Here is a 14,961-nt window from a genome sequence, read left to right as displayed (position 1 = left end):
GGTCGATGCAAAGATATAATATTTTATGGGCGGATGATGAAATAGACTTATTGAAACCTCATATACTTTTTTTAGAGAATAAGGGCTATGATATAACTGCCGTTAATAGTGGTAATGATGCTGTTGAGTGTTGTGAAGGCACCCATTTTGACGTGGTTTTTCTCGATGAGAATATGCCAGGTATGTCAGGGCTGGAGGCACTGGGTTTAATCAAAGCAATGAAGCCTAACCTGCCTGTAGTGATGATCACCAAAAGTGAAGAAGAGCAAATAATGGAAGATGCCATTGGCGCTAAGATTGCCGATTACCTAATAAAGCCCTTAAATCCAAGTCAGATTCTATTATCAGTAAAAAAGATTCTTGATAATAAAAGGCTAATCACCGAGAAGACAAACCTTAACTATCAGCAGGAATTTAGAAATATAAGCATGTCTTTTGGTGATGACTTAGATCATGAAGAATGGGCCGACATCTATAAGAAGTTGATCTACTGGGAACTTGAAATTGACAGCACCGAAAACAAAAGCATGTACGAGGTTTTGAATATGCAAAAGGATGAGGCCAATACTCAGTTTACCAGGTTCATTCGAGATAACTATGAGTCGTGGTTAAATGATCCGAATGTTGATAAGCCGTTATTGTCTCATCAGCTGATGCGGGAGAAAGTATTTAATAAAGTGAAAAAGGGAGGAAAAAGTGTTTTCTTTTTGGTAATTGATAACCTCAGAAGTGACCAGTGGAAAATGATTGAGCCGGCAGTAACGGAATATTTTAATGTAGAAGAGGAAGATACTTACTATTCAATCCTTCCCACTACCACAGCTTATGCCAGAAACTCAATTTTTTCTGGGCTATTACCAAGTGAGATGGAACAAAAGCACCCTGACTTATGGGTTGGTGAAGATGAGGATGAGGGTAAGAATAATCATGAGCATGAATTTCTTGAACGCCAGATCAGAAGGATCAATAGTGACATAAAATTCAGCTACCATAAAATAAAGCACACATCAGAAGGCAAACAACTGGTTGATAACATCAACAATCTGCTTAATAATGACCTGAATGTAATTGTATACAATTTTGTAGATATGCTTTCCCATGCCAGAACGGATATGGCCATGGTGCGAGAGCTTGCACCAGACGAGTCAGCTTATCGGTCTATCACTAAATCATGGATCGAGCATTCTCCTTTATTAGATGCACTAAGACTAATAGCCGAGAGTGGTTCTAAATTAATAGTAACTACAGACCATGGTACCATCAGAGTAAAGAAGCCTTTTAAAATTGTTGGAGATAGAAATACTAATAGCAATTTGAGGTACAAGCAAGGTAAAAATTTGGGTTACTCCTCTAATGATAACATACTTGAGGCGCCAAAACCAGAGCGTTTTTATTTGCCAAAGCTCAATGTATCAACCAGTTATGTATTTGCTACTGAAGATCAATTTTTCGCTTATCCAAACAATTACAACTACTATGTCAACTACTACAAGGACACATTTCAGCATGGTGGGGTGTCTATGGAAGAGATGATTATTCCAATAATTTCGCTAAATTCGAAATATGGTAAATAGTGCTTTACCGCAGCTAAAGATAGAAATATGCGGTTTAGAAGAGTTAGAATCAGCGGCTTCTGAGGTGATTAAGTTTGCAGGTGATTTGAAATTTTGGATACTTGATGGTGATATGGGTGCTGGAAAAACAACTTTCATCAAAGCTGTCTGTAAGTGTTTGGGGGTTACTGATAATGTTACTAGTCCCACATATTCGATAATTAATGAGTATGAAACTGAGGGTGGCGAGCCAATTTATCATTTTGATTTTTATAGAATGAAAGAAGAATCAGAAGCCCTTGATATAGGTGTTGATGAATATTTTGATTCAGGGAAATATTGTTTTGTGGAGTGGCCATCTAAAATCCCAACATTATTGCCTGATTCACATTTTTTAAAGGTGTCCATAAGTTTGACACGCAATGATAATAGGCTCATTGAACTAAACCGCCATGACTAAGAAACCGCAATCAGGGTTTGCCCAGCTAGCATCAAAAACTAGCCTGTACCCGGAAGAAAAGCTGCTTAAAGTTAAAAAGGGAAAACATTCTTTTTTGATAGGTCTTCCGAATGAAATCTCCATGCAGGAGAAACGAATTACACTCACTCCTGATGCTGTAGCGCTTTTAGTGAATAATGGCCATGAAATTTGGGTGGAAACCAAAGCGGGAGAAGGATCAAAATTTTCTGATAAACAATATAGCGATGCCGGGGCTAAGATTATATACACCTCAGAGGAGGTATATAAAGCCGATGTTATCCTGAAAATCGAGCCTCCATCAATCGAAGAAATCGACCTGATGAAAAATGGTAAAATATTGATTTCGGCTATCCAGTTAGGTAATCAAACACCAGAATATATAAGAGCTCTAAACAAAAAGAGCATTACAGCATTGGCATTTGAGTTTATAGAAGATAAGGTGGCGGGCATGCCCATTATTAGGGCTATGAGCGAGATAGCGGGGAATACTGTAATGTCCATAGCATCAGAGTATTTGAGTTGCACCAATGGAGGCAAAGGAATTATTTTAGGGGGTATTACCGGTGTGCCGCCCACCAAGGTGGTAATAATTGGGGCAGGTACCGTTGGGGAATATGCTGGGCGTGCCGCTATAGGTTTGGGTGCAGAGATTCAAATATTTGATAATCACATATATAAACTTCGAAGAATTAAGCAAACGCTTGGTCATCAGGTATATACTTCAACCATTGACACTTTAACCTTAAGTGAGTCTTTGAAAAATGCGGATGTGGTAATAGGAGCTCTAAGGGCAGAAAAGGGTAGAAACCGGCATGTGGTTAGTGAGGAAATGGTAGCTCAGATGAAACAGGACTCTCTAATAATTGATGTAAGCATAGATCAGGGTGGATGTATTGAAACTTCAGAACTGACAACTTTAAAGAAACCCACATTCAGTAAATATGGAGTCATTCATTATTGCGTGCCAAATATTGCCTCCAGGGTTGCCCATACTGCTACAACTGCTTTAAGTAATATTTTTACACCAACAATATTGAGGGCAGCAGAGGAAGGTGGGGTTGAAGATATGATTTTTGCCCATAGCTGGTTCATGAAAGGTGTTTATACTTTTAAAGGAAGCTTAACCAACGAGCATATTGGTAGAAAATTTGGCATGAAACATAAAGATCTGGGGTTGTTAATTGCTGCTCGCTTTTAGGATTTAAGAAATTTTTATGGAAGTGGAGTAGTAAAATGAATCAGAATTTTGCTTTAAATACATGATTTTAGATATGGTGCTGTAATTTTACCCTATATTTTAATTTTTTATAAAAATTTAGTTTAGTAAGGGGTAATTTTTATCTTAGTAAGGATTTTTCGACAATAGATTTTCTACCTTTAGGTGTCTTACAAACGTTAACATTGAATTATGCCAGCAACTATTAAGGATATTGCCAAAGCCTTAGGGATTTCGCCATCTACTGTATCCCGTGCTTTAAATGATAACCCTCAGATAAAGGAAGAAACGATCAAGGCCGTAAAAGCAACAGCCAAAAAGCTTAACTATGTGCCCAATAAGGCAGCTGCTGGCCTAAGAATCAATAAGACTTATTGCATAGGAGTGGTTGTGCCAAGTATTGGCATCTATTTCTTTTCAAGAATTATAAGTGGAATGCAAAGAGTGGCATCTGCCCGTGGCTATCAGTTGTTGATCTGCCAATCAAATGAGAAGGAAGAAGAGGAGGAGAAGTTACTCAAGTCTCTTTCTGCAGGTAGAGTTGATGGAATATTGCTTTCCATTTCTCAGGAGACTACAAGGCTAAACCATATCAAAGAGGTAATGAACCACATGCCGGTGGTTATTTTTGATAGAGTAGATCCTGCTCTGGATACTGTTCAGGTAGAGGCGGATGATTATAATGCTGCTTATATTGCGACACAACATTTGATCAAGACCGGTTGTAAAAAGATTGCACATTTGGCAGGGCCAACTTCAATGTTCAATACAAAAAATAGGCTTAATGGCTACAAAGAAGCTTTGAAAGATGGCGATCTTGAGGTTAGTAACAGCCTGATAGCAAATTGTGATTTTGACAGACATGTAGTTGGCAAGGCACTTGAAAAGCTATTGAAAGATCACCCTGATGTTGATGGGATTTTTGCAGTAAATGATAACCTGGGGGTTGAAGCCATAATCGTGCTTAAAAAAATGGGTTATAAAGTGCCAGAACAAATATCTGTTATTGGTTTTGGTAATTACCCGATCTCTAAAATTGTTGAGCCCAGGTTAACTACTGTTAGTCACTATTTGTCCGAAACAGGCGAAAGATCGGCAAGGTACCTTCTTGAAATGATAGAGAAGAAAACCAGAAAAATAGACATAGAGCCACCTTTTGTGTCAGAATTAATCTTCAGGGATTCTACTAAGCAGATTTAATCAGATTTCAACTGATTCAAATTCTCTCTTGTCTGACACATGACTAAAAGTGTTGGCAGCTGCCGCCTTAACGGCTCTGGCCCACCCTTTAGGTAAGTCTTCGGCAAGCAAAGCACCCGGCTTTAAGAACTCATAGATTTCGCCATAATGCTTTATCTCAGTGAAATCCGTCCTTCTCATTCTGTGCCACGGACGCAACTCTTTTGTAGAGCTTAAGCCCATTGAACCAATAATTTCTGCCACACTATGCACAGTGCCGTCATGATAAGAGGCAGCACGCTGGGCTTTATCTTCAACATCTAGCCCTTTTACCAATTGCGGGTTTTGAGTTGCAACACCGGTAGGGCAAACATTGGCATTGCACCTAAGTGCTTGAATGCAGCCCACAGCCATCATCATACCTCTTGCCGAGTAACATAAATCAGCACCAATGGAAATATTTTTAACCACATCAAAACCCGTAATTATCTTACCACTACAAATTACTTTTATTTTGTCTCTCAGGTTATACCCAACAAGAGCGTTGTGCACAAAAATCAAAGATTCGTTCAGTGGGGTGCCAATGCTGTCCGAAAATTCAACAGGGGCAGCACCTGTGCCTCCTTCTGTTCCGTCAACGGCAATATAATCAGGTAAGATGCCTGTTTCTATCATGGCTTTGCAAATGGCCAAGAACTCCCTGCGTTTCCCAATACATAGTTTTATGCCAATAGGCTTGCCTCCAGAAAGATCCCGCAATTTCTTAATGAAATCCATCATTTCTATAGGAGTGGTAAAGGCAGAATGAGCAGGAGGTGAGTTGACATCTCGGCCCATGGGAACATTTCTGATTTTGGATATTTCCTCAGTTACTTTGGCAGCTGGCAGTATACCCCCATGGCCAGGTTTTGCCCCTTGAGAGAGCTTTATCTCAATCATCTTAACATTGGTATGATGCGCCTTCTCTTTAAAAAGGGTTTCATCAAAATTTCCCTCAAGTGTTCGTGCACCAAAGTATCCGGTACCTATTTGCCAGATAACATCACCACCATTTTTCAAATGATATTCTGTCAACCCGCCCTCACCAGTATTATGGGCAAAGTCGCTAAGTTGAGCACCTTTATTGAGGGCCATAACTGCATTCTTACTTAAGGAACCATAACTCATAGCGGAAATATTCAGAATGCTGGCACTATATTTTTGAAGGCAATCGGGTCCTCCAATTGTAACACGAAGACTTTTTGGGTCTGGGTGTTTTGGGTTGAGGGAGTGGTTTACCCATTCATAGCCCACATCATAGACATTACGCTGAGTTCCAAATGGCAAGGTATCCAACTGTCTTTTTGCCCTTTGATAAACCAGTGATCTGGATTGTCTTGAAAAGGGCACTCCGCTAAAATTGGTTTCTATAAAATATTGGCTTATTTCAGGACGAATGCTTTCCAGTATATACCGGAAATTTCCAACTAAAGGAAAATTTCTTTTTATAGCCTGTTTCTTTTGCGTGATATCTCTTAGTCCAATAAGGAAAAGAGGCAAAATAATCACCAAACTCCATAGTACTGGTGGCCAAACCAGATATATGATTGCTATTAAAAGGAAGATTAAAATCGAGATGTTTATAAATTCTTTTCTCATTTGACTAAGGATTGAATACTAAAAGTAGTATTTCTTTATATAACAAAGAAGTGTGTAAATGTTTAAAGACTTCTTTGTTTTTCATCAAATGAAGCAATTATGTCTTTGATAACCTATTTCATAGATACGAGGCTTTTTTCCAACGCATTAATCCTAGCCCGTGTCTTTAGTTTCCCTTTTTTCTTCTCTATAAACCCTTACATAAATATTAAAAATCAAAACGCCCGAACTACTTCGCATTAACCACCAAAAAAGGTAAATATTATTTAACATGCTTTCTTCAAAGTATTAGAATGCGCTGCTTTACTTTGATGGAAGAAGTTAAACTATGAAAAGGATCGCACTGGATACATTTACAGATTTGGAATTGTGTGATTTGCTAAGGGAATCAAGTCATAGAACATTGAAATATATTTATGATAAACACTGGCAATCTTTATATCAACATAGCTATAAGTTTTTGAAGGATGAAGAATTGGCCAAGGATGTAGTTCAGGAAGTCTTTTTTGATTTTTGGAAGCGTAGAGAAGAGCTAAAAATAGATAATATTAGAGCCTATCTTTTTCAATCTGTCAGGTTTCAGTCATTAAAGAATCTCCGAAGATTAGATAATTTGGATATACATGAAGTACATTTCGAAAACTTCTTAAGCAGCAACAACACACAAGAGCAGCTTGATTTTGATGAGTTGAATTTGGTAATAAAAAACTCTTTAAATGAGCTGCCGGAAAAATATCGCCAAATGTTTGAGATGAGCAAATTTGAGCATTTGAGCAATAAGGAAATAGCCGAAAGGTTTAGCCTTTCAACAAGAACAGTTGAATGGTATTTGTTAAAAATATCAAAACACCTGAAGACTTCCCTGGCTTATTGCAGCCATCTTCTGATTGCATTATTCGCATAGCCCGCGTGGGTATTTCCTTCGCAATTAATGAATTTATCAATAACATATGAGGGCGCCATAGCTTTAAATTGATTGATTGTGCAAGTGGTCTTTCATAAGTTTATGTTAATGGAATATTATCCATATTGTTAAAATATTAAATGATGCAAATGCCACCAGTAGCTTGACCAGGTTTTGGTACTTATTACCAAAGCTTGATTAATGAAGAAAAACCAACTTAAGGATTTATTGGACAAATATGAGGCAGGAACCTGTGATGAAATTGAAAAAGCCCTACTTCATGAATTCTTTGAAGATCGGCTAAACGGCAATGCTGATTTTGAGTTTAAGTCAAAGGAGCATGACCATCTGTTCAAAGATGAGATATATAATCATATTTTAAGAAGAATTGAGGTTGAAGAGCGCTCGAAGTCAAAATTTGTCCCTCTATTCATTAAAATAGCTGCTTCAGTTATTTTAATGGTAAGCTTATCTTATTTAATCTACAACTACCCGTCAAGTCAAAAACAGTACGATCATCAGCTAGTTGTAAAGCGGGCAGAAATGGGGCAAAAACGCACTATCCAACTTCCAGACGGTACTATTGTAATGTTGAATGCCAACAGCGAATTAAACTATCCTGACCAATTTGGACGAGTAAGAGAGGTGACTCTTAAAGGAGAGGCGTATTTTGAGGTGGTTGAAAATAAAGAAAAGCCCTTTGTTGTTATCTCTGGAGAGGTCAGAACGAGAGTGCTTGGAACGTCTTTCAATATTCGCAATTATCATGAATCGGCACAAATAGAGATTAGTCTGGTCTCAGGTTCTGTTGAATTGCTGTCGCCTAATGAAACCTTGAAGATAGTGCCAGGAGAACAGGCTGTTTATGATATTTCATCCAAGCAACTAACATCCCATAAAGCTGATTTGTCAAATTACCTGGCTTGGAAGGATGGTGTTCTGGTGTTTGATGGTAGCACCCTTAACGAAATAGCCAACGCCCTTGAGCGATGGTACGGTATCAAAATTACATTTGAAAGTCCACAAACATTGGAATGCAGCCTTCATTTGAGTTTTGACAATATGGCTTTAACACAAGTTCTGGATCAAATTACTATGGTAAGCGGTACAAAATACGAATTTATTGATAATGATCAGGTATTGATCAAAGGAGATGGCTGTAATAATAAATGACTTTAAAAGATTGCCTATGAAATAGATACTTGTAAATCATCATGAGTTTCATCAGATGAAAAACATGAAACCCGGCACTGTTGGAGCAGATACCGGGTCTTTTGATACTTAAAACCTCGATTAAAAAATTTTAAATAACCCTACAAAATTATGCAATTATCATTACTCAACCTATTGATGCTTGTTTCGAAACGTACCCTTCAGATTTTCATTATTCAATTACTTGCAATGCAGCTGGTAGCTGCCAGTGAATCAAAAGGCCAGTTATTGGAAGAAGTGCGCTTGAACATACAAGTTGATGACGCCCGCCTTGAACAACTATTTAAGGAAATTGAAAAGCAAACGGATTTTATGTTTGGCTATGACAAAAAAATACTAAAAAGCCCTGAGCGCTTTACTTTTCGCTCATCTAATCAGGATATGAAATCCCTGCTATTGGAAGTTGCTGATAAAGCACACTTAAAATTTAAGCGGATAGATAATCATATTTTGGTACTGAGAGATAAGGAAGAATCAGTAATTGATAAGATCGAACTTGTTTTGACAAAGCCACTTGAGGGGCAGGTCATTGACGCTGAGACGAATGAACCGTTGATAGGAGCCACTGTTCAGGTGAAAGGCAGCCAGATTGGCACCATTACTGATATTGAAGGCAATTTTAATATTTCTGTTCCAGACGATGCGGAAATCTTGATAGTTTCATTTGTTGGATACGCACCTTATGAAGTAAGTATTGGAAATCAATCAACACTTCAAGTGACATTGAACAGAAACACAAAGTCCCTGGATGAAGTAGTGGTAACAGCATTGGGCATAACACGGCAAGAAGAGTCATTGGGCTATGCCACACAGACAGTTAAAGAAAATGCCGTTACGGATGCCCGTTCGCCAAACTGGGTAAATTCATTGAGTGGAAAGGTAGCGGGACTAAACATACAAGGTACAGGAGCGGGGCCAATTGGCTCATCCCGTATCACACTTAGAGGGGAATCTTCATTGAATCTTGAAAACAACCAAGCCTTAATAGTTTTGGATGGAGTGCCTATTAATAGCAATATCGTAGGAACAGGTTACGACTCCCACCTTGATGCTGACAGTCCGGTTGATTTTGGGTCTACTTTGTCTGATCTGAACCCCGATGATATTGAAAGTATTTCAGTATTAAAGGGAGCTGGTGCTACAGCTTTATATGGGAGCAGGGCTGCAAATGGTGCATTGATCATCACCACAAAATCAGGTGCCCGCAGGGGTAAAGGTATCGGAGTCACTGTTAACTCAAATTTCAGTTTCGAAGAAGTGAACCGCTGGCCTGACTACCAGTTCGAATATGGCGAAGGCCGAACCTCTGCCTATTACTCTTATGGAGACAGCGAAGATGGTGTAAATACTGCAGCAAGAGTGGCAGCAGGACGCGCCTGGGGTCCTCGTTTTAATGGACAACAATATTTTCAGTACAATCCTGATTCACCAGATGGTATAGCTACAGAAAGAACCCCTTGGGTAGGACATGATGATTATATTTCCGGCTTTTTTAGAACGGGAACTACTGCCACTAATAGTGTTGCCATTGAAGGCGGTGGTGAAAACGGCTCGGCAAGATTTTCTATTACACATTTAAAAAACAAATGGATACTGCCCAATACAGGTTTTGAAAGGGTCAATGCATCCCTTTCGGTCAATCAAAAAGTTTCGGAGAGGCTTAAAATTTCAGGTAAGGCCAACTATATCAATAAGAAAAGCGACAACCTCCCTTCGGCAGGTTATAATAACCAAACCATCATGTACTTTTTGATTATTGGAACTGCACCTAGCATCAGGCCTGAGTGGTTCAAGCCTTATTGGGAGCCCGGGTTAGAAGGTGTGCAACAAAAATCACCATTTAATCCCGGCCCTGACAACCCTTACCTGATGCTCTATGAAATGCTCAACAAGATAGATAAACACGGATTTATCGGAAATGCTTCTGCTGACTATAAGATCAATGATAAATTGAACTTCATGGTGAGATCAGGGATGGATATGTCTTATGAATTCAGGTCTCAACAGCGACCTTTTAGCATGACCCGGTACCCCAGGGGTATGTACCGTGAGCAGGATGTATTTAGGTTGGAATCCAACACCGATTTTTTGTTGACCTATACAGATAGAATAAATGATAAGGTAGGGCTTACCGTATCTGCCGGTGGTAATGCACTAATTCAAAAATATAATTTTGTAGGTAAGTATGCCGATCAGCTTGCCCAGCCTGGCATTTATCAGGTCTCCAATAGTCTGGATCAGGCCGTTGTTGACCCACTAAGGACAGAGCGAAGAATCAATAGCTTTTACGCCATTTCGCAGCTTTCTTTTTTAAACGAAAGTATATTTCTTGACATTACCGGAAGGAACGATTGGTCCAGCACTTTGCCATTTGAAAATAACTCATTTTTTTATCCATCGGCAAGCGCCAGCTTCTTACTGAGTGAATTAATAGATTTGCCATCGCAGGTCTCATTTGCCAAGTTGAGATTGTCGTATTCACAAGTAGGCAATGACACGCGTCCATATCAAACTGAAAAATATTATGATAAGATTTATGGTAATAACTTCACCAATCCGGGCACATTATTTAACCCAGACCTGAAGCCGGAAATCACAACGAGCTATGAAGCGGGTATAGATTTTAGGTTCTTTTTTAACAGGTTGGGCATTGACCTTACAGTTTATGATAATGATAGTAAAAATCAAATTCTCGCTATTCCATTAGATCCAGTTTCAGGGTATTCCAGTGCATTGATCAATGCCGGCTTGATCAATAGCCGAGGGGTTGAAGTGGTTTTGAGCGGAAAGCCCGTAGTAAGGGAAGGCTTTAAATGGAATACCAGTTTGGTATGGTCTGCCAATAGAAGCTATGTAAAAGAATTGGTTGAAGGACTTAATAGTCAGGTCATCTATGCATTCAATAACAATGTATCTATTGAGGCACGTGTTGGAGGTAGAATGGGCGACTTATATGGCAGGGGCTTTCAACGTTCCCCTGATGGTGAAATTATTTATAACAGCAATGGCTTGCCAGCCCAACTTGATCCCGAAACAAGAAAATTTGGCAATGCTTTTCCCGATTGGAAAGGCAGCATCACCAATGAGTTCAGTTATAAAAACATAAACCTCAGTATTTTATTGGATGGTCAAATGGGTGGCAGTGTTTATTCCATGACCAATCATAAAAATAACACACTTGGTAAAACCAAAGTTACACTGCCAGGCCGTGAAACTGGCATAATCGGTGATGGCGTGGTTTTGCAAAACGATGGTACTTTTGTTAAAAACACAACCACAGTTGGGGCTGATTCATATTACAATAATTACTATGGCATCAGTAATGCTGAAACGAATATATTCAGTTCTGATTTCCTTAAAATCAGGGAAATCAGGGTGACCTACAAAGTAAACCCAAATCTGGTTAGCAAGCTGGGATTTCAAATGGCTACCGTTGCACTATATGGCCGCGATTTGTTTACTTTCTCTGACTTTCCAGGGTTTGATCCTGAAGGGGGCAACCTGAACAACGGCACACCAACACCTGGCGTAGAAATCACCCAGTTTCCTTCTACAAGGTCTATTGGCGCTAATATTACTTTAAAATTCTAAACCTATGAACGGTATAAAAAATAGCCGAGGCCATTTGGATACTCGTGCCTTCAATGTTGTAAACATCATTTTAAATAATGTTTTAAAATCATTAAAGATGAAAATATTAACAAAACGAATTTTCGCCTTCCTCCTGATTATTGTTATGCTGGGTGCATGTACCGAAGATTTTGAGGAAGTCAACAATGATCCAAACAGGCCTAAGGAAATTACCCCAGGGGTGGTTTTAGAACAACTGCAATATAGGATGTTAACCGCATCACTTACCCGGGCAAGGTCATTTACACATAACCTAATGCAAGTTGATGCTCCACGCTCCAGCACAAATGGCGGTGGTGTCCATAGGTATATTATTACTCCAGGTGAGCCTTTGTGGGAGACTTTCTATTTGCTCTTTAATGATCTGGAAGATATAATTTCCATTGCTGAAGATCTTGAGGAAGATAATTACAAAGCCATCGCACTGGTTTATAAGGCCTGGGCTTATTCTATCCTTACCGACTTGTATGGAGATATCCCATATTCTGAAGCAACCAAAGCTATTGATGGAAATTTCAGTCCTTCATTTGACACTCAAAAGGATATTTATATTGACTTGTTAAACAATCTTGAATTAGCCAATAGTCTTTTTGATGAATCAAAGGCATTGACTTTTCAAGGCGATTTGCTTTATGACGCAAACCAAGCTTCGGGGGGCAGGAACGAAGGGATTGTAAAGTGGAAAAAATTTGGTAATTCTTTAAGGTTGAGATTATTGCTTAGGATTTCAAAAAGGGATGGGGAAGTGCCTGTCTCTGAGCAAATCAATGCGATTTTAAGCAGCCCAACCAACTACCCTGTTTTTGAAAGCAATGCCGATGAGGCGATTCTGAGGTTTCCTGGCACGTTTCCATATTTCAACCCATACTTCAATGCCCGTACCCTTGAGTGGAGGGACGGCACTTATTTTACGCACTATTTTCTTGACAGTTTGAATGCTGTTGAAGACCCCAGGCGTGAGGTTTGGGTACGTCCTATCGAAGAAAATGGAGAATTGATTTATCGAGGTATTGAAAGCGGCTATTTAGTTACTACTGAGTATAATGTAGGTGCTAATTCCAGTTACCGTGATGAACTGAAAACCGATCCTAAGTTAGGGATTATGATGACTTATGCTGAGCTGGAGTTTATTAAAGCGGAGCTCGCTATTAAAGGCTTTGCAACAGGTGGTACCGCAAAAGCCCACTATGATGCTGGTATTACCGCTTCCATGGTGCAGTGGGAGGCTGATATGCCAAATGATTTTTTACAAAGAGACGGGGTTGCTTTCAATGAATCCGCTTCTGAAGATGCTCAATTAGAGCAGATCATTCAGCAGAAATATTATGCCTATGTATTTGTTGATTACCAGGCATGGTTTGAAAAAAGGCGTACCGGCTACCCTGTTTTACCCCGTGGTACCGGTATTTTACCAGAAAGCAATTTTCCTTCGAGGGTTCCATACCCAACCTATCTCCAGTCATTAAATCCTAAAGGCTTGCAGGAAGCTGTTAGCAGAATAGGTGGTGATAATAGTGATATTAAAGTTTGGTGGGATAAATAATTAAAAAGAAGATAAAATAGAATCAAATGAAAAAGTACCTAATACTGGTAATTGTATTGTTTTTTCAATCAGAAGCATACTGCCAAAATATAAAACAAGAAGATGTTAGAACTCTTATTGTTTTTTTTGATGGCCTGAGACCTGATTATATTACTAAAGAAGGCATGCCTAATTTATATGCATTTTCCAAAAGAGGAGTAGTTGCAAAAAATCACCATAGTGTTTTCCCAACTGTCACAAGGGTCAATTCACCATCCTATGCCACGGGCTCCTATCCAAAAAGTCATGGTATTATGGGAAACTCCGTTTTCTTTGAAGGAATTGACCCCAACCAATCGTTAAACACAGGTGAATTTGAAGATTTGGAAAGAATCAACGAATTTACCGATGGCAAACTGCTTACGGCTAAATCCCTAGGTGAATTACTACATGAAAATGGACATCATATGATGGTGTTTAGTTCCGGATCAGCAGGACAGGCCTTCTTACAAAACCACACCATTAGTGGAGGCGCGGTTGTGAATTCAAATATTATTCTACCAGAATCTATGCAGGAATCGATCCTTAAGGAATTTGGGCCTATACCAGAGCATAGCAAACCAAACACCGCTCAGCATCAATGGATGACCAATGCCCTAATAAAAAAGGGCTTAAAAATGGTTGGGCCACTGGTAAGTGCCATTTGGTATTCTGATCCTGATGGTACAGCACATGCTGACGGTATTGGCTCACCTTCTGCTATGGCCTCTATCAAATCGGTGGATACAGAATTTGGTAAAATAATATCGGCTTTGAAGCAAAAAGGCCTTTCGGATAACTATAATATCATTGTATCGACCGATCATGGTTTTATAACCAATGTAGGGAAGGATAACTTGACTCAGGTATTGATTGATAATGGTCTAAAAGCTGATAAAAACAGCGATGATGTGGTAGTAGCGGGAGGAGCCATCCACCTTAAGGACAAAAGTGAAGCAAATATTGAACAGGTGGTTAAAGTGTTACAGTCCGAAGAATGGATTGGTGCCATTTTTACCAAAGCAAGTAAGCAGGACAAAACCAAGGGGATTATTGACGGTACATTATCATTCAATACTATTCATTGGAACCACCCAGACCGAACAGCAGACATATTAGTAAGTCCCAACTGGAATGATGATAAAAATGAGAAGGGGTATGCTGGAACTTCCTTTTCCAGGGGGGTTGCCGGACATGGTGGTATTAGTCCGTATGAAATTAATATAACATTGTTGGCGGCAGGCCCAAGTTTTAAAAAATCGTTCAGTAGCGACCTGCCAACTTCCAATGTGGATATAGTGCCCACTGTCTTGGCTATTCACAATTTACCCTTGCCTGAAACAGTCAATGGAAGGGTACTCAACGAGCTATTGAAAAAAGGTCAAAACGTAGCATCAAAGCCAAAAATTGAGACAATTTCTACTTCTGTTGAATTGGAAAGTGGTATTTATGAGTTGATCTTGCAAAGAACTATTTATGGAGCGTATTACTATGTAGATTTCGCTCGTACTGTTCGATCCAATTGGTCTAACTGACCAGCTTAATTTTAAATGAAAATTCAATTCGGGATTCGTCACTTTAAAAACG

Annotated in this window: 10 protein-coding genes; 9 read left to right on the top strand and 1 reads right to left on the bottom strand. The window is 39.2% G+C overall.

Annotation, left to right across the window (positions count from 1 at the left end; genetic code table 11):
- Positions 1 to 5: 5 nt before the first annotated feature.
- The 4 genes from porX to RIB54_RS04110 all read left to right on the top strand — a co-directional run bounded on the left by porX (position 6) and on the right by RIB54_RS04110 (position 4,450).
- Positions 6 to 1,574 (top strand): T9SS response regulator signal transducer PorX, encoded by a 1,569-nt coding sequence (gene porX / locus RIB54_RS04125; RefSeq protein ID WP_350070694.1) that lies wholly within the window; start codon positions 6 to 8, stop codon positions 1,572 to 1,574.
- Positions 1,564 to 2,013 carry a tRNA (adenosine(37)-N6)-threonylcarbamoyltransferase complex ATPase subunit type 1 TsaE gene (gene tsaE / locus RIB54_RS04120; protein WP_350099416.1) on the top strand — a complete coding sequence of 150 codons (450 nt, stop codon included), beginning with the start codon at positions 1,564 to 1,566 and terminating at the stop codon, positions 2,011 to 2,013. Before porX ends, tsaE begins: the two co-directional genes overlap by 11 nt.
- Positions 2,006 to 3,232, top strand: a complete 1,227-nt coding sequence (locus RIB54_RS04115; protein ID WP_350099415.1) for an alanine dehydrogenase — start codon at positions 2,006 to 2,008, stop codon at positions 3,230 to 3,232. Before tsaE ends, RIB54_RS04115 begins: the two co-directional genes overlap by 8 nt.
- Positions 3,233 to 3,442: 210 nt before the next feature.
- Positions 3,443 to 4,450 (top strand): LacI family DNA-binding transcriptional regulator, encoded by a 1,008-nt coding sequence (locus tag RIB54_RS04110; RefSeq protein ID WP_350069701.1) that lies wholly within the window; start codon positions 3,443 to 3,445, stop codon positions 4,448 to 4,450.
- On the opposite strand, the gene RIB54_RS04105 is transcribed toward RIB54_RS04110, so the two are convergent.
- Positions 4,451 to 6,067 (bottom strand): FMN-binding glutamate synthase family protein, encoded by a 1,617-nt coding sequence (locus RIB54_RS04105; RefSeq protein WP_350099414.1) that lies wholly within the window; start codon positions 6,065 to 6,067, stop codon positions 4,451 to 4,453.
- A 328-nt stretch (positions 6,068 to 6,395) separates the two neighbouring features.
- On the opposite strand from RIB54_RS04105, the gene RIB54_RS04100 reads away from it, so the two are divergent.
- From RIB54_RS04100 to RIB54_RS04080, 5 genes are all read left to right on the top strand, one after another.
- The gene (locus RIB54_RS04100; protein WP_350099413.1) at positions 6,396 to 6,971 is read left to right on the top strand and encodes a sigma-70 family RNA polymerase sigma factor; all 576 of its coding nucleotides are present in this window, start codon (positions 6,396 to 6,398) and stop codon (positions 6,969 to 6,971) included.
- Positions 6,972 to 7,172: 201 nt separating this feature from the next.
- Positions 7,173 to 8,144: a FecR family protein gene (locus tag RIB54_RS04095; protein WP_350099412.1), complete on the top strand. Its 972-nt coding sequence runs from the start codon at positions 7,173 to 7,175 to the stop codon at positions 8,142 to 8,144.
- Between the two features lie 150 nt (positions 8,145 to 8,294).
- On the top strand, positions 8,295 to 11,774 hold the full coding sequence (locus tag RIB54_RS04090) for a SusC/RagA family TonB-linked outer membrane protein (protein ID WP_350099411.1): 3,480 nt from the start codon (positions 8,295 to 8,297) through the stop codon (positions 11,772 to 11,774).
- A gap of 4 nt (positions 11,775 to 11,778) precedes the next feature.
- Positions 11,779 to 13,356, top strand: a complete 1,578-nt coding sequence (locus RIB54_RS04085) for a SusD/RagB family nutrient-binding outer membrane lipoprotein (protein WP_350099410.1) — start codon at positions 11,779 to 11,781, stop codon at positions 13,354 to 13,356.
- A gap of 26 nt (positions 13,357 to 13,382) precedes the next feature.
- Positions 13,383 to 14,909 carry an alkaline phosphatase family protein gene (locus tag RIB54_RS04080; protein WP_350099409.1) on the top strand — a complete coding sequence of 509 codons (1,527 nt, stop codon included), beginning with the start codon at positions 13,383 to 13,385 and terminating at the stop codon, positions 14,907 to 14,909.
- Positions 14,910 to 14,961: the final 52 nt, after the last annotated feature.

This window comes from Fulvivirga sp. (genome assembly GCF_040218215.1).
Lineage (GTDB): Bacteria > Bacteroidota > Bacteroidia > Cytophagales > Cyclobacteriaceae > Fulvivirga.
Note: the sequence above shows the minus strand (reverse complement) of the source record. Positions and strands in the feature narration are given on the sequence as shown.